The organism is uncultured Stenotrophomonas sp. (genome assembly GCF_913778665.1).
Classification (GTDB): domain Bacteria; phylum Pseudomonadota; class Gammaproteobacteria; order Xanthomonadales; family Xanthomonadaceae; genus Stenotrophomonas.
In genome coordinates, this window is the sequence record NZ_CAJYVQ010000012.1 from 62418 (window position 1) to 78050 (window position 15633).

The following is a 15633-nucleotide window of genomic DNA, read 5'->3' on the forward strand; positions in this document are numbered from 1 at the left end:
GGACAAGGGGAATCGGCCATTATCCGCCCGGCCCGCGGCAAAGCCAAAACCGGTCGTTCAGCTTTAGAGCGCTTCGCTCATCACATCGCCGGCGGCGTAGGCGGTGGGCACGTAGGCCAGCGTCTGGCCCTGGGCACCCTTCACGTTCCAGCCGGCACCGGCCGGGGTCGGCTCGAAACGCACCTGCTGGCCGACCACAAAGGCCGCCGTCGGGTCCTGGTCCTTCGGTGTGACCGGCCAGTGCAGGGTGGCGGTCTGGTCGGCCTTGTCGGGCACCTGCAGCTGCACCTTGCGCTCGCCCTGTGGCGTGGTCTCCACCTTCTTAACCTCCATCGGCGGCAGCGGCACCGCTTTGGTGCGGGTGGCCTTGCCGTGGCGCTCGCTGGCCTCGAACGGCGCCTTGGACAGCTCGGACAGGCCCATCGACGCCGCCAGCGGCAACGACAGCACCACGAACGAAGTGATGATCACGCTGGCCTGGCTGCTGTTCAACTGCGGCGCGGCGCCGGCATGGACGGTGGGCACCAGCAGTGCGGACAACAACAGGGCAGACGCGGGAACACGCAGGCAACGGAACATGCAGACCTCCAGGGAGCGAGGGAAAAGAGGGAATTCAGGGCGCGGCGGCGGCGGCATCGGCCACCGGCACATGGGGGATCACCAGTTCCTGCTGCAGCTGGCTGCGCTGGTGCAGGAAGTCGAACACCGATTCGACCGTCACCACCGAGTAGTTGCCGGAGATGCGTTCGCCCGCGGGGTGGTCGGTGGTGGTGGCGTTGGCCACAAACAGACGCGCACCCACGCGCTTGCCCAGGCCGATATGCAGCACGCTGGGCTGGTACTTCTGCTGGCGCAGCCACTGCTGGGCCTGTTCGCGCTTGACGATGGCCGGCGCGCCGTCGGCCTGCGCCATCGCTGCGGCCAGCACTTCCAGCACCCACTGGTTGGAGTTCTGGTAGTCGGTCGCGAACGGATAGGCGACCACGTTGTACTTCGTTTCGTGCAGCGCCTTGGGCTGGATCGACGGTGCGGCCAGCATCGCCTTCAGTGCCGCACGCAGTGGTGCCGAGGGCACGCCGATGCGCAGATCGGTGTGGCCACCGCTCTCGCCGACGAAATTGCCCAGGCCCTCGTGGTACAGCTGCGAGCTGTCGGTCTTGCAGCGGTTGAGCAGGTGCATCGCGCGCCAGCGGCCGTCGTCGTCGCGCAGCAGGAAGGCCAGGTGGCTGTGGCGCAATCCGTAGCGGCTCAGGTCCTGGCCACCGCGCGCGGCCACCACCACGTCCACATCGGGCAGCGCGTCCAGGCGTTCGGCGGTGGTCCAGGCAACGTCCAGCATCGCCGCCTGTGACGCCACGCTGGGGTAGCGCTCGCGGCACTCGGTGCTGTTGGCCCAGGCGGGTGTGGTCGCCAGCAGGCTGGCGAACAGCAGCGCGGCGCGGGGCAGGCGATAGAAACGATCCATGTCGGTACCTTCAACGGCGGTCAGGGCCGCGCGCTGATCATACGCCGGTCAGCGCAGCGGGCGGGCGCTACCGCCCCTTCGGCCGTCCCGTTTCATTGCACAGGCCCAGGCGCTGCTTGACCTCGGCGGCAATCCGCGTGGTCTCGCGCAATGGTTCGATGCGGTCGTACTGCCAATCGAGCCACTTCGGCTGCAAACGCCCGCGTTCGCGCAGCTGCTGCTGGAAGCGGGCCAGCCGCCCTTGCACCGTATCGGCCAGCGCCACCATCACCGGCATGCGCGTGGCGCAGGCTTCAGACAGCAGGTTCACCGAATCGGGCGAGACCACCACGCGGTTGGCCCAACCGAGCAGGCCGCCATACGGATTCACGCCGTCGCCGCCATCGCCCCAGATCACGTGCGGCAGGTCGGCGAAGGTCGCACGCAGGATCTCGGCCAGCGCCGGCGGCGTGCGTCGCGAGGTGGTCGCCAGCAGGCTGCCGCCTTCGCTGCGGATCTGCTCGGCCAGCGCACGGAACACACCGACCATCGCGGTCTCGTTCCACGGCGCCAGGGGCGTCGGGCCGCCCACCAGCAGCGCGGTGCGCGGGCCGGGCAGGGTGCTGAAGCCGGCGAACGCGGCGCGGCCCCAGGCCAGCCAGTCATCGTCCACCGGGTTGAGGCTGCCGATCAGGGTCAGCACGTTGCTGCCGCGCAGGGCGTCGTGCTCGGGCACCACCACCACATCCCAATGGCGCGCGCCGATGCGCGGGTCGAGGATCTGCACCACCTGGCTGCCGCGCGCGCGCAGTACGCGCAGGGCGCCGGCGGCCTGGCGGCCACAGCCGATCGCCAGCGCCGGTGCCTCGGCGGCCAGCGTCGCGAATGCCTCCCCATAGCCGTTCACGTCACCGGGCAGGCGTCGCGGCGACAGCCAGCGCCACGGTGCACGCGGCTGCAGGACCAGCGGTCGATGGGTGCCTTGGCGCAGCGCCGAGGCCAGCGCGACCGCCTGGCGGACATTGCCCGCGCGGCCGTCCGTGACCGTCCAGGGCGCACTCGATCGTTTCACCATCGGCATTAATTCGTTTCAGCCCTGCTGGGTGTTGCAACAGTCGCGACACTCTACACTGCGGCTCGTCGATTCGCCCCGCGCCGCCCGCGGGCACTGACTTCCCCTAGCCGCCCTGGAGATCCACCGATGTCCCACGCGCTCGACGCTGCCGCCCTGGACCAGCTGTTCCGTACCGCCCGTACCCAGAATGCCTTCCTCGACAAGCCGGTGTCCGACAGCCTGCTGCAGGAACTGTACGACCTGGTGAAGTGGGGCCCGACCGCCGCCAACGGCAGCCCGGCACGCTTCGTCTTCGTGAAGTCGGCCGAAGCCAAGGCCAAGCTGGCCCCGGCTCTGTCCGAAGGCAACCATGACAAGACTCTGGCTGCGCCGGTCACCGTCATCGTCGGCTTCGATCAGGATTTCCACGAGAAGCTGCCGTACCTGTTCCCGCACACCGATGCCAAGGCCTGGTTCGACGGCCCGCGTGAAGGCCGCCACGAAGGCGCCTTCCGCAACGGCAGCCTGCAGGGCGCCTACCTCATCCTGGCCGCGCGCGCGCTGGGCCTGGACGCCGGCCCGATGTCGGGCTTCGACAATGCCAAGGTGGACGAGGCGTTCTTCGCCGGCACCGCCATCAAGTCGAATTTCCTGGTCAACCTGGGTTACGGTGACCCGGCGGGCCTGTTCCCGCGTCTGCCGCGCCTGTCGTTCGACGAAGCGGCGCGCATCGCGTAAGTCGTTGTATCGGTTTCGGGCCCGCCGTCCCGCGGCGGGCTCTTGCTGCACTGTGTACCCACCCTACGATCCGGAGAGTTCCTGAGATGAGCGCCACCCGTAAACTGCTGCTGCCGCTGGCCCTGACCCTGGCCATCGCCGCCTGCTCCAAGCCGGCCGACACCGCTGCCCCGGCCGCCGATGCCGCTGCCCCGGCCACCACCGAGCAGGCCGCCACCCCGGCTGCCGATGCCGCCGCTGCCGCCCCGGCCGCCGAAGCGATCAAGATCGCCTCGGGCACCTACAAGCTGGACCCGAGCCACACCGACGTGCTGGCCCAGTGGAGCCACTTCGGCTTCTCCAACCCCAGCGCGCACTTCGGCAACGTTGAAGGCACCCTGGTGTACAACGCCGAAGACGTGACCAAGTCCACCGTGGAAGTGAAGCTGCCGCTGAGCGGCCTGAACAGCTTCACCGCCAAGTTCGACGAGCACCTGAAGAGCGCCGACTTCTTCGACGCCGCCAAGTTCGCCGATGCCACCTTCAAGAGCACCAAGGTGGAAGCGGCCGGCACCAACAAGCTGACCGTCACCGGCGACCTGACCATCAAGGGCATCACCAAGCCGGTCACCCTGGACGTCACCGTGAACGGCGGCGGCGAGCACCCGATGGCCAAGGTTCCGGCCGCCGGCTTCGATGCCACCACCACGCTGAAGCGCAGCGATTTCGGCGTCGGCGCCTATGCCCCGAACGTCAGCGATGAAGTGAAGATCCGCATCACCACCGAAGCCACCGGCGAAAAGCCGGCGGCCTGATGCACCCCGCTCACTCGTCGTGAGAAGGCAGAAGGCCCGCTGGAAAGCGGGCCTTCTTTTTTTTGGGGAATGCGATCCGCGCCGATGCCGCACGAGAACCTGCACCGTGCGGGAAACCTGCCTTCGTAGAGTCGACTAACAGCCGACGCTACCGCCGGTCGGTTCCGTCACATCGCGGGCGGCACCCTTAGCGCAACGCGCCCAGCCACGCCGCACACGCCTCGCTCGGGCTCTGCTTGGCCTTCACCGCCAGCCCGCTCGTGCGCGCGAAAGTCTGCGCCGCCTGCGCCACCACCTGGCGGGCGATCAGTGCCGCCTGCTTGGTGGCAGCCTGCTGCTTGCGCAGTTGCACGATATGCACCGACGGGCGGCCCACCGGTGCGTACTTCTGGTCACGACGCAGCACATCGGCTACCTGGGCCACTTCAAATTCGGCCTGCAGGTAGCGGTGCTGCGCCTCCACCAGCTCACGCAGCGGCGTGCGCAGAGCAACGGTGTCGGCGAAGGCGGCCAGCGCCGCATCGCAGGCGGCGTCATCGGCAAAGCGGGTACGCAGCGCGTCCACGCTGGCCAGGGTGAGTTTGGCCATGTGGGCCTCGTTGCTGCAGGAAAGGAGCGCGATTGTCGCATTGCCGGGCGGCTTGTGCGGACCCACGGTCCGCACCCACCGAAGGCGAAGCAGCCGAGCAGGGACCCGGCTCTACAATGGGCCGCTGTTTCATTCACGGAAGAAGGACCCATGCAGGACGCGCAGTACTGGTTGAAAGAATTCTGGACGGGCCTGAGCGTGCTCGATCTGGTGGGCGGCAGTGTGCTTGGCACGCTGTTTGGGCTGGTGTTGGGCGTCCTCGGCTGGCACTGGCTGCATCGCCGGGGTTGGTTGCAGAGGCGCAAGCGCTGGCATCACTGGCTGCTGGCCAGCTATGTGGTGCTGCTGCCGCTGGCCACCGCCTTCTTCGGCCTGCAGCTGGGCTTCACCGCCGGTGCGCACCGCGCGCTGTTCAAGCAGCTCGATCATTTCCAGCCGCACCTGCAGACACTGGTGGCGGGCTGGGGCGAGGGCTTCACTGCTTCGCTGGAAGATGAGCGCATGCGTGAGGCGCTCCACAGCCAAGGCACGGTGGGCGACATCGCCGATTCGCTGGCCACGATCTACCTCAGCGAGCATCCGTTGCCGGGCGTAGACCGCCTCGGCGATGGACCGCTGGCGCGCGGCGTCGGCTGGGTGATCGGCAAGGTGCGCGAAGGCCTGCTGCGCGGCATGGTGGAAGACACGCTCGTGGACAAGGCCGGCACGGTCGGTCTGGAGCCCAAGGTGGTGCGCGAGGCGCTGGCCATGCATGTGGACGAGCTGCTGCACACCCGTGGCGTGCTGCGGCTGGTGAAGGCGCAGATCAACGGCATGATGCCGGGTGTGTACTTCGGGCTGCTGTTGCCGTTGCTGGCCATCGCGTTGCTGGTGGCACTGGAGATCCGGGCCGCGTATCGGTTCGGGTGGACGCGGCAGGCGGCGCCCCGCGCTCCTCTAGAGCCGAGCCCATGCTCGGCTCCGCATGGTCAAGGGCGTGCGGAACGCCGGTCCGCACCCACCTTCATTTGATCAATCGCCGTCGGTTTCGTCCGGGTGGGCCTTCCAGTAGCCGGTCGAACGGATCCAGTCGCGCGGCACACCCAGGTGGCCTTCGATGAACTTGCGCATCATCCGAGCCCGGCGCGATTCGGTGGCGATCCAGTAAAAGGCGTCGCCGTCCGGGGCCTCGAAGTCGGTCAGCATGTCCTCCAGCAGCGTGCTGCTGGCGGCCGGGAAGCCATTGCGCTCCAGCCAGTGGATGCGCACGTTCTCGTACTGCGGCAGGTCCTGGCGTTCGGCTTCATCGCTCACTTCGATGTAGGCCTGCACCTCGGCGCCGTCCGGCAGCACGTCCAGCCAGCGGGCAATGGCCGGCAGCGCGGTTTCATCGCCGATCAGCACATAGGCGTCGTAGCTGTCGGCCACCACGAACGAGCCGCGCGGGCCGCCGATCACCAACGGGTCGCCCGGCTGCGCGCGCTCGGCCCACGGCCCGGCAATGCCCTGGTCGTGCAGCACGAAGTCGATGGCCAGCTCGCCGGTCTCGTGGTCCCACCAGCGCGGGGTGTAGTCGCGGGCCGGCGAATGCTCCTTGCCCTCCGGGTAGCGCGGGCCCTCGGTGGTCATGGCCGGCAGCACCATCTCGCCGCTGCTGTTGGGGAAGAACAGCTTGATGTGGTCGTCGGCGCCGGGCGAATCGAAGCCGGCCAGATCGTCGCCGCCCAGCACCACGCGGCGCATGTGCGGGGTCACTTCTTCGGTACGCAGCACGGTCAGTTCACGGAAGCGCACATCCAAGCGCAGGCGCGTGTTGTTGTGTTCGGTCATGGGAATACCTGCAAAGGTGTCGCGCAGTGCTGCGCGGCGTAGGGGAGGACCTGGCTGGAATCAGTCTGGCTGGGTCGTTGAAAACGGGGGACTCTCGCTACCAGCAGTGCCGTTGAGCAGGGCCGAGGCCCGCGTCAGCAGCGCTGCCACTTCGTCCGCCTCACCCTCGGCCCAGCGGCCGTGGTGGTGCACCAGCGCCCGCTTGAACTCGCGCAGGGCGGTGGCCAGCGGCGGCGGCAGCGAGGCCTTGGTGATCTCGCGGGCGCGGTCGAAGGCACGTCGCTGCGCCAGGCGCACCTGGGTGCGCTGCACCTTCAGCTCGAACTCGCCGGCGGCGGTGATGCGGAAGATCCGCTTGCCATCCACTTCCTCAGCCTCGATCCAGCCGGCCTGCTCGAAGCTGGCCAGCAGCGGGTACATGGTGCCGGCGCTGGGCGTGTAGGCCTGCATGAACTGATTACTGATCAGCTGCATCAGTTCGTAGCCATGGCGCGGCTGCTCGCCGATCAGGGCCAGCACCAGCAGGCGCAGGTCACCGCGGCTGAGCACCCGCGGCTGGCCATTGCGGCGCGGCACCGCCGGATCGGTGGAACGGGCTCGGGGAGAAGAGGCACGGCTCATTTCGATATATCGGTAAACGAGTGTGCAAACGATATATCGATATGTCGAAAGCGACAACACCCGATCCGGCCACAAGCAGGGGTGATTTGGGCCACGGCCCGTCGCGCGGACGGCAAAAGGGGCGCCCCTTGCAGGGCGCCCCGGCGATGCTGTGGAAGGGAGCAGGGCCCGCGGGCCCATCACTCGCGCCCCACGCTGGGCCAAGAACCGGCCTCGATCCAGAGGCAGATGCGACATGTTGTCGCCGGTTCAGTCCCCGCCCCCGGAACGTGCCGACAGCCCGATCGGCGTTGCCCTGCAACCGTCATCGGCAGCGGTAACACTGCGTCCTGCACATGGGCGCAGCGGCCCGCAAGCGACAGCCCGCGCAGCCGCCAAGGCCCGCCGCAGGGGCGTCAAGGGCGCTTGCACGCCCCTTGCGTACACTGGCCGGTTGCCTCCATACGCCAGCGTAGCCAAGTGACGAAAGCCCTTGGTGCGCTACACTTTGCGGTCTAGATATCTATACAACAGTCGCGCGCGTGCGTGCGGTTATGGGAGCGCTAATGAACTGGTTGAACGAGGTGCTGAACAACGACCCGAATCCTGTGGAAACCCAGGAGTGGATCGAGTCGTTGAAGGCCGTTATTGATGTCGAGGGCTCCGAGCGCGCGCATCAGCTGCTGGAAGGCATGGTGGAACTGACCCGTCGTTCGGGCGCCTACCTGCCGTTCTCTCCCACCACCGAGTACGTCAACACCATCGAGCCGCAGCTCGAGGCCAAGAGCCCGGGCAATGCCGAGCTGGAATGGCGCATCCGTTCGATCATCCGCTGGAACGCGATGGCCACCGTGGTGCGCGCCAACCGCAAGCCGGGTGACCTGGGCGGCCACATCGCCTCGTTCGCCTCCGGCGCCACCCTGTACGACGTGGGCTTCAACCACTTCTGGCGCGCCCCCAGCGAGAACCACCCGGGCGACCTGCTGTTCATCCAGGGCCACAGCGCCCCGGGCATCTACGCGCGTTCCTTCCTGGAAGGCCGCATCAGCGAAGAGCAGCTGGACAAGTTCCGCATGGAAGTGGACGGCGGTGGCCTGTCCTCGTACCCGCACCCGTGGCTGATGCCCGATTACTGGCAGACCCCGACCGTGTCGATGGGCCTGGGCCCGCTGGCCGCCATCTACCAGGCGCAGTTCATGCGCTACCTGGAAAACCGTGGCCTGATCGAGAAGTCCGACCGCAAGGTGTGGTGCTTCATCGGCGACGGCGAGAGCGACGAGCCGGAAACCCTGGGTGCCATCGCCCTGGCCGGCCGTGAAGGCCTGGACAACCTGATCTTCGTGGTGAACTGCAACCTGCAGCGCCTGGACGGCCCGGTGCGCGGCAACGGCAAGATCATCCAGGAACTGGAAGGCGTGTTCCGTGGCGGCGGCTGGAACGTGATCAAGCTGCTGTGGGGCGGTTACTGGGATGCCCTGCTGGCCAAGGACAGCGACGGCGTCCTGAAGAAGCTGATGATGGAAACCGTCGACGGCGAATACCAGAACTGCAAGGCCTTCGGCGGCGCGTACACCCGCGAGCATTTCTTCGGCAAGTACCCGGAAACCGCTGCGATGGTTGCCGGCCTGAGCGACGACGACATCTGGCGCCTGAACCGTGGTGGCCACGACCCGCACAAGGTGTACGCCGCCTACCACCAGGCCGTGAACACCAAGGGCATGCCGACCGTCATCCTGGCCAAGACCGTGAAGGGTTACGGCATGGGCAGCGCCGGTGAAGCACTGAACCCGACCCACCAGACCAAGAAGCTGGACGACGACGCGGTGCGTCACTTCCGCGACCGCTTCAACATTCCGGTGACCGACGCGCAGCTGGCCGACGGCCAGGTGCCGTTCTACCACCCGGGCCCGGATTCGCCGGAAGTGCAGTACCTGCAGGAACGCCGTGCCGCGCTGGGCGGTTACCTGCCGCAGCGCCGCCGCAAGGCCGACAAGACCTTCGTGGCACCGAAGCTGGAGGCCTACGAGCGCCTGCTGAAGAGCAGCGGCGAGCGCAGCTACTCCACCACCATGGCGTTCGTACAGAGCCTGAACATCACCCTGCGTGACAAGGAACTGGGCCCGCACATCGTGCCGATCGTGGCCGACGAAGCCCGTACCTTCGGCATGGAAGGCCTGTTCCGCCAGATCGGCATCTACGCGCCGTTCGGCCAGAAGTACAAGCCGGTCGACGCCGACCAGCTGATGTTCTACCGCGAAGACCAGAGCGGCCAGGTGCTGCAGCAGGGCATCAGCGAGCCGGGTGCGATCAGCTCCTGGATGGCCGCCGGTACCAGCTACTCGGTCAGCAACGTGCCGATGCTGCCGTTCTACATCTACTACAGCATGTTCGGCTTCCAGCGCGTGGGCGACATTGCCTGGCAGGCCGCCGACATGCGTACCCGCGGCTTCCTGCTGGGTGGCACCGCTGGCCGCACCACGCTGAACGGTGAAGGCCTGCAGCACGAAGATGGCTTCAGCCATCTGGTGGCCGGTGGCATTCCGAACGTGCGCAGCTACGACCCGACCTTCGGCTTCGAAGTGACGGTGATCCTGCAGCACGGCACCAAGCGCATGATGGAAGACCAGGTGGACGAGTATTACTACGTCACCCTGATGAACGAGAACTACATCCACCCGGAAATGCCGGAAGGCGCGGCCGAAGGCATCGTCAAGGGCATGTACCTGCTGACCGACGCCGGCAAGCCGAAGAAGGGCGAGCTGCGCGTGCAGCTGCTGGGGTCGGGCACCATCCTGCGCGAAGCTATCGCCGCCGCCGAGCTGCTGGACAAGGACTTCGGCGTGACCGCCGATATCTGGAGCTGCCCGAGCTTCAACGAACTGCGTCGCGATGGTTTCGACGTGGAACGTGCCAACCGCCTGCATCCGGAAGGTGAGCAGCGCAAGGCCTACGTGACCGAGCTGCTGGAAGGCCGCCAGGGCCCGGCGATTGCCGCCACCGACTACGTGCGTGCGTATGCGGACCAGATCCGCGCGTTCGTGCCGATGTCGTACACCGTGCTGGGTACCGATGGTTTCGGCCGTTCGGATACGCGTGCGAACCTGCGTAGGTTCTTTGAGGTTGACCGGTACTACATCGCGCATGCCGCGATTGCGGCGCTGGCGAAGGAAGGGAAGATGACCGCGAAGGATGTGGCCCGAGCGATCAAGCAGTACAAGATTGATCCGGAGAAGGCTAACCCTGTTGGGGTTTGACGTTATCCCGACTCATCAAGTCAACGGGGCGGCTATAGGCCGCCCTGTTCTTTTTTAGACTATGATTGCCGGGCGGACATCAAATCAAGTGGCCTGCGGTTTATTATCATTTACGGGATAGAAAGATGGCGCGCCCCCTGCTGACTTCATTCAGAATACGCGGTTATCGTGGAATTCGCGACTTGGAAATTCCCCATCTGGGTCGCGTAAATCTAATCGTCGGTAAAAACAGTTGCGGAAAAACTAGCATACTTGAAGCAGTTCAACTTTACGCTGGAAATGCCAATTTGGGTGGTTTTTTCGCCGTAATGGCAGCCCGAAAAGAGCCAGTCAGGTTGAGGGTTCGAGACTATGATCAACTACAAGAGTTTTATCAGAGTTTTAGAAATCTCTTCTATCAATCGATTGATGAGGAAGGTGATCCGCACTTTGTCCTGTCTTCGGCAGATGATTCTCTCCCAGAGCTTTTTGTCAATTTAACGCATATGGATCCGGGTGTTTCTGTGGAGTCTATTGGCCTCCAGAGAGACCTGATTACATTCTCGGATGATGATTTCCTTCGTGCATTTGCTCTTCACGTCAACTTCGGTTCTCGGCTTCGAACCTACCCGTTCGAGATTTCTGAAAGTTATGCGGGATCTTCGATAAAATCTGCCGACGATTTCGAATTTGATAGATCGGTATTTGTGACTTCGGCGGGATTAAGTGAAGAACGAATGGGGCGAATGTGGGACAGCATCAGTCTGACGGACTTGGAGGAAGATGTACTATCGGCGCTCCGCTTGATTTTGCCTGGCGTCGAGCGGATCTCGTTAGTTCAGGGTGGCGGACGTGATCGTCATTTCATGATTCGCAGTAATCGGTTCCCGCGTCCGATGCCGCTTCGTGTATTGGGTGATGGTGTTGCAAGGCTAATGGGGGTTGCGCTTGCTCTTGTTAGCGCGAAGAACGGAATTCTCATTATTGATGAAATTGAGAATGGACTCCATTTCTCGGTGCAGCAATCGGTATGGAAGTTGATATTCGAGGCTGCGGCGCGATTAAATGTGCAGGTTTTTGCTGCAACTCACAGTTGGGATTGTATTAAGTCATTTGAAAGGGCGGCCTCTACCGATCAGAATGAGGATGCCTATTTGTTCCGCATCCAAGATTCGAAAAAGGGTGTAAGGATGATTACATTCAACGAGAGCGAGCTTGCAATTGCGGCGAAGCAAGGAATCGAGGTCCGATGATATGGTCGATGAGCGAATTGTACTTGTAGAAGGTAATGATGATCTTCATGCGATCATTCATGTCCTATCTAAGCGCGGCGCGTTCGTGGAGGGGGAGATTAAATTTGTCGACTCAAAGGGCTGGGACAACCTTATAGCTTCAATACCCGTTAGATTGAAATCTTCATCCCATCGGGTAATAGGGATAATTGCCGACTCGGACAATGTAATTGAACAGCGTTGGTCGGATATTTGCGAAAAGCTTGAGCCTGAGGGGTTTGGTCCTTTCCCGGAGATGCCGCCAGATGGTGGGTTTGTGGCGCGGGGGGATGACAATCGGTTGGTAGCTGTTTGGCTTATGCCGAACAATAGGGATAATGGCGCCCTGGAGGATTTTCTGCTGTCACTGATTGTGCCGTCTGATCCTGTTTTGGGAAAAGCGACCAATGTGGTCGACGGTTTGGACGCTACAGAGAAGAGGTTTGGGCCAACTGGTATCAAGAAGGCTGTTGTGCATACTTATTTGGCATGGCAGGAATCTCCGGGGCGCCCATTGGGTCTGGCGGTTAACTGTAACTACTTCGACGCTAGAGCGGCAAATGCATTGGACTTCGAAAGTTGGTATCGACAGTTAACTGTGTAGCGTTGTGTCGGCAAAGTCTGCGTTGCGACGGTGTGAGTCGATAATTGACTTTTTGGCAGAGTTTCTCTAGACAGTTACATGTAATCGATCCCTTCTCGAGAGGCGCCAGAATGAGAAGTATTTCGGATGCTGAGGCACAGTATCTGGGGCTCCCGTGCGGAGGTAATTCGAATCCTTTTAGAATTTGCCAAAAATAGAGCTGCGCAACCGATGCAGACCTTCTGCACTGGTCTAATGACCCACTGAAATCCTGCTCAGGTGTTACTTTTTCCCAAGGGCACACCGATAAGCGAAATGATGGAAGAAGAGATCAAGCGTTGGAATACCCGGCGCAAGTGGCCCTGGTTCTTGAGATCATCCAAGGCAAGGCAAGGCAAGGCAAGGCAAGGCAAGGCAAGGCCTGGGCGGCGGCGGAGGCGAGTCGAAAGTTCGATCTGACCCCGGCTGAGATCGAAGGCGGGGTCGGGGATGGCAAGCGCGGCATGGAGAATGCCCTGCGAGCCAAGGCGGAGGATGAACGCGAGCAGTGCGAGCGGCAGCTGAAGGATTTGCAGGAGGGTTGCGGCGAGGCGGATACTGGAGATCCGAGTGCAAAAAAGCTGGCATCCCTGCTGGGAAATAACGAGAGCTGATGCTCTCGGTCTAGCAGGACCTTAAAGTTGGGGGTGTCGCCGCATTGATGACCAAGCTGTGTCAGTGGTTTGATGTGTCACGTCGAACGACGTACTACAAACCGACCAAGGGCGCCGCGAAGTTCAAGGCCGAGTTGGCTGAGTCGATCAGGGAGGTGATCGAGGCCGAGCCATCATTCGGCTACCGTACTGTGGCCGCGCTGCTGGGCATGAACAAGAACACCGTCCAGCGGGTTTTCCAACTTAAGGGCTGGCATGTGCGCAATAGCCTGCTTGGCCAGCGCCCGCGGATGGAAGTGGCGGTTTCTCGCGCCGAAGGGCTGGATCAGCGTTGGGCCACCGACCCTGTGCCGAGTCTGAGGCGGCAAGGACGGTTGGCTGAGCCTGGCGCTTGTACTCGACTGCGGGACGCGACAACGGCTTGGCTGGCATCTGTCGCAAACCGGCAAGGCCAGGAGCGCATCGATCGCGCTGGAACAAGCTCTCATCGCACGCTACGGCACGTGCTACCGCCTTTTGCTGCGCTCGGACAACGGCCTGATGTTGACCAGTCGCGACTATACGCGACTGGTGCGACGCTATGGCCTGAAGTAGGAGTTCATACCCCGCACTGCCCGCAGTAGAACGAGATGTTGGAGCGAGTCATCCGGATGCTGAAGAAGCAATGCATACACCGGCATCGTTTCGAGAGCCAGGTACACGCCACACGGGTGATTGCTGACCGGATCGCCTTCTACAACCAATAGCGCCCTCATCAGGCCCCGAAGATGATCGCTCCAGATGCGGCCTATGCCGCTACATTAACCGCCAGACCTGAGCAGAAACCGGTGGGTCATTACACACTCTTGCAGTCCATCAATTCACACGGCCAGATCCAATGGCAAGTCTGAAATATCTCGTAGGCGCTTTCCTTCGATCAAGATGTCAAGCATTTCTTTTGCATCGGGAAAATCCAACTCCTCGACTGCAAGTATTAGCTCATTTAAGGCAAAATGGTAGGTGCAGTCTATATCTCCTGTGCCGAGTGCGATCGAGGCGATTCGGCTGGGACTCGGTTCTGCAGTTACCACCACCGCATGCGGCAGTCTTCCCTTACGGTTCCTTATGAGATTGAGTGCTTCGGAGCGTGCATTCTGAGCTCTGTCACTGCGCAGCGTCCATTTGCAGGAAATGCTTGCATGCAGTATCGGCAGGCCTCCATTAGCGCCTCTCAAGGAGGCTCGCTGAGCAGTAGAGGAGTCAACGATGAAGTTGCTAGAATTTATAGCGTGGTCATCGATCAATCTGCGCGAGACTATGATGTCAGGGGTAATCGTGTAGTCGTTACCCAGTGCCGCCGCCAACTCGCGATTGCCCTTTGCTGCCCGATCAAGAGCGATCAGGTGCGAATATTGGTCAAAGCTCGCAATCAATCGCCTGTTTCTGCCGCCAACCTGTTGAACGAGCCAATCGCCCGGCCTGATATGATCAAGCTGGCCAAAAGTGTTGAGAACAAAGCTTGCACAAGCGCCCTCAAAATTAGCGCCGGAGGTTTGCGCGGCTGCTCGCTCGCTCATTACCTGGACGCGAAGTTGAGTGGCTATATGTCTGGCAATTTCTCTGCTTACACGACTATCCTTATCGGCGTTGGAATGAATGCCATTTTTGTCAATAGTGAGCGTGCCTTCTAGAAGCGAGGCGTGAAACTTCTTGCGCTCTAAGAGAAATAGGGCTTCTCCACTCATGCTACTTTGAAAATTCGCTGCTGGGAAAGTGCGCCAAAAATGCGAGAAGCTACTGCCGCGGCCACGGGCGGGGGAAATGCGTTGCCAATCTGCCGGTAAGCTGCGGTCTTTCTCCCTGCAAACTCCCATGCATCCGGAAAACCCTGGATACGAGCGGTCATCCGAGGCGTGAGTCGCGGCATGCCAACGAAATCAGTTTCAGGTGCCTGGTCCCATAGGCCCATTCCATCAACTCCAAGCGCAGCCCAGGCCTTCTTGGCGCGAGTTGGTCCAAGGTCTGGACCTCCGTGCTTTTTAGAACCACCGACCAAAGTGGGGGCAATCGCATTCGCTCCCTCCCGCCATGCGTCAACTTGATCCCAGCCTCGCGCGCCCATCAAGTCGTGCAGGAGCTGACCTACCGTCTTTGGGGGCTCTTTCAATGCTTCTGGCCATGAGAATGCGGAAGCAAGCTCCTTTCTCATGCCGACAAATATGACGCGAGGCCGAAGCTGCGAGACGCCATAGTCGGATGCATGAAGAAGTCGCCAATCGCCCCAGTAGCCCAGCTTCTTGAGTTCTTCCTCGACGCCCTTCCGATAATCATCGAACTTAGGATCGAGCAGTCCTCGGACATTTTCGAGCATGATTGCTTGAGGTCTTACCTGATCAACAATTCGAATTGCCTCGGGGAATAGGTCGCGCTCATCGTCAGCACCAAGCTGCTTTCCTGCCTTAGAGAAAGGAGGGCAAGGCACGCCGCCGGCAACGAGATCCACACCCTTGTATGGGGATGCGTCGAATTCGCGAAGGTCACCCTCAATCACGTTCCAGCTCGGGCGGTTCAAGCGGAGCGTCTGGCATGCAGCCGGCTCCCATTCCACGAGCGCAGAGTGGTCGAAGCCGGCCATCTCTAGGCCAAGGCCTTGTCCGCCAGCACCGGCGCACATCTCAAGGGAGGTGAATTGACTCATGTAGATCTCAGATCAGAAAGGAGCCCGGTAGGAGGGGGTCGCGCTGGCTACAGCGCGAGCTCCTTAGAGCACCAGGTGTTGGGTGGGGGCGGTGGGGTCAGCAAGTACACGCTGGCGCCGTATCAGATGCTGAGACTAGGGCAGGCGTGCCCCTAAGCCGCATGACAGTGCGTGGCGTGTCCAGATGC

Annotated in this window: 16 protein-coding genes; 8 read left to right on the forward strand and 8 right to left on the reverse strand. The window is 62.5% G+C overall.

Annotation, left to right across the window (positions count from 1 at the left end):
* Positions 1-63: 63 nt before the first annotated feature.
* The 3 genes from QZ853_RS17940 to QZ853_RS17950 all read right to left on the reverse strand — a co-directional run bounded on the left by QZ853_RS17940 (position 64) and on the right by QZ853_RS17950 (position 2519).
* A complete protein-coding gene (locus QZ853_RS17940; RefSeq protein ID WP_295576581.1) occupies positions 64-579 on the reverse strand; it encodes a hypothetical protein in 516 nt (171 codons plus the stop codon).
* Between the two features lie 34 nt (positions 580-613).
* Positions 614-1465 (reverse strand): DUF2145 domain-containing protein, encoded by an 852-nt coding sequence (locus QZ853_RS17945; RefSeq protein WP_295576583.1) that lies wholly within the window; start codon positions 1463-1465, stop codon positions 614-616.
* Positions 1466-1532: 67 nt separating this feature from the next.
* On the reverse strand, positions 1533-2519 hold the full coding sequence (locus QZ853_RS17950; protein WP_295576585.1) for a mitochondrial fission ELM1 family protein: 987 nt from the start codon (positions 2517-2519) through the stop codon (positions 1533-1535).
* 126 nt (positions 2520-2645) lie between these two features.
* Here QZ853_RS17950 and QZ853_RS17955 point away from each other — a divergent pair, with 126 nt between their 5' ends.
* Both QZ853_RS17955 and QZ853_RS17960 read left to right on the forward strand, forming a co-directional pair.
* Positions 2646-3236, forward strand: a complete 591-nt coding sequence (locus QZ853_RS17955; RefSeq protein WP_295576587.1) for a malonic semialdehyde reductase — start codon at positions 2646-2648, stop codon at positions 3234-3236.
* A gap of 86 nt (positions 3237-3322) precedes the next feature.
* Positions 3323-4030 (forward strand): YceI family protein, encoded by a 708-nt coding sequence (locus QZ853_RS17960; RefSeq protein ID WP_005415047.1) that lies wholly within the window; start codon positions 3323-3325, stop codon positions 4028-4030.
* 187 nt (positions 4031-4217) lie between these two features.
* Here the strand turns inward: QZ853_RS17960 and QZ853_RS17965 are convergent, their stop codons facing one another.
* Positions 4218-4619, reverse strand: coding sequence for a hypothetical protein (locus QZ853_RS17965; RefSeq protein WP_295576593.1), 402 nt, complete (start codon positions 4617-4619; stop codon positions 4218-4220).
* Between the two features lie 150 nt (positions 4620-4769).
* On the opposite strand from QZ853_RS17965, the gene QZ853_RS17970 reads away from it, so the two are divergent.
* Positions 4770-5630, forward strand: coding sequence for a hypothetical protein (locus QZ853_RS17970; protein WP_295576600.1), 861 nt, complete (start codon positions 4770-4772; stop codon positions 5628-5630).
* Here QZ853_RS17970 and QZ853_RS17975 read toward each other — a convergent pair whose 3' ends face one another.
* A complete protein-coding gene (locus tag QZ853_RS17975) occupies positions 5631-6428 on the reverse strand; it encodes a siderophore-interacting protein (protein ID WP_295576606.1) in 798 nt (265 codons plus the stop codon).
* Between the two features lie 60 nt (positions 6429-6488).
* Positions 6489-7049, reverse strand: a complete 561-nt coding sequence (locus QZ853_RS17980) for a PadR family transcriptional regulator (protein WP_295576607.1) — start codon at positions 7047-7049, stop codon at positions 6489-6491.
* 545 nt (positions 7050-7594) lie between these two features.
* Between QZ853_RS17980 and aceE the strand changes: the two genes are divergently transcribed.
* The 5 genes from aceE (at position 7595) to QZ853_RS18005 (ending at position 13391) form a co-directional block, all read left to right on the forward strand.
* Entirely contained in the window at positions 7595-10282 is a 2688-nt protein-coding gene (gene aceE / locus QZ853_RS17985; RefSeq protein WP_295576608.1) for a pyruvate dehydrogenase (acetyl-transferring), homodimeric type, read from the forward strand.
* A 125-nt stretch (positions 10283-10407) separates the two neighbouring features.
* Positions 10408-11514, forward strand: coding sequence for an ATP-binding protein (locus QZ853_RS17990; RefSeq protein WP_295576609.1), 1107 nt, complete (start codon positions 10408-10410; stop codon positions 11512-11514).
* A gap of 1 nt (position 11515) precedes the next feature.
* The gene (locus tag QZ853_RS17995; protein ID WP_295576610.1) at positions 11516-12136 is read left to right on the forward strand and encodes a DUF3226 domain-containing protein; all 621 of its coding nucleotides are present in this window, start codon (positions 11516-11518) and stop codon (positions 12134-12136) included.
* A gap of 335 nt (positions 12137-12471) precedes the next feature.
* Complete coding sequence (locus tag QZ853_RS18000) at positions 12472-12768, forward strand: transposase (RefSeq protein ID WP_295576611.1); 297 nt, start codon at positions 12472-12474, stop codon at positions 12766-12768.
* A gap of 44 nt (positions 12769-12812) precedes the next feature.
* Entirely contained in the window at positions 12813-13391 is a 579-nt protein-coding gene (locus QZ853_RS18005) for a hypothetical protein (RefSeq protein WP_295576612.1), read from the forward strand.
* Positions 13392-13628: 237 nt separating this feature from the next.
* Here QZ853_RS18005 and QZ853_RS18010 read toward each other — a convergent pair whose 3' ends face one another.
* Positions 13629-14492: an NgoMIV family type II restriction endonuclease gene (locus tag QZ853_RS18010; protein WP_295576614.1), complete on the reverse strand. Its 864-nt coding sequence runs from the start codon at positions 14490-14492 to the stop codon at positions 13629-13631.
* Positions 14489-15445, reverse strand: coding sequence for a DNA cytosine methyltransferase (locus QZ853_RS18015; RefSeq protein WP_295576616.1), 957 nt, complete (start codon positions 15443-15445; stop codon positions 14489-14491). The genes QZ853_RS18010 and QZ853_RS18015 overlap by 4 nt, the downstream gene beginning before the upstream one ends.
* Positions 15446-15633: the final 188 nt, after the last annotated feature.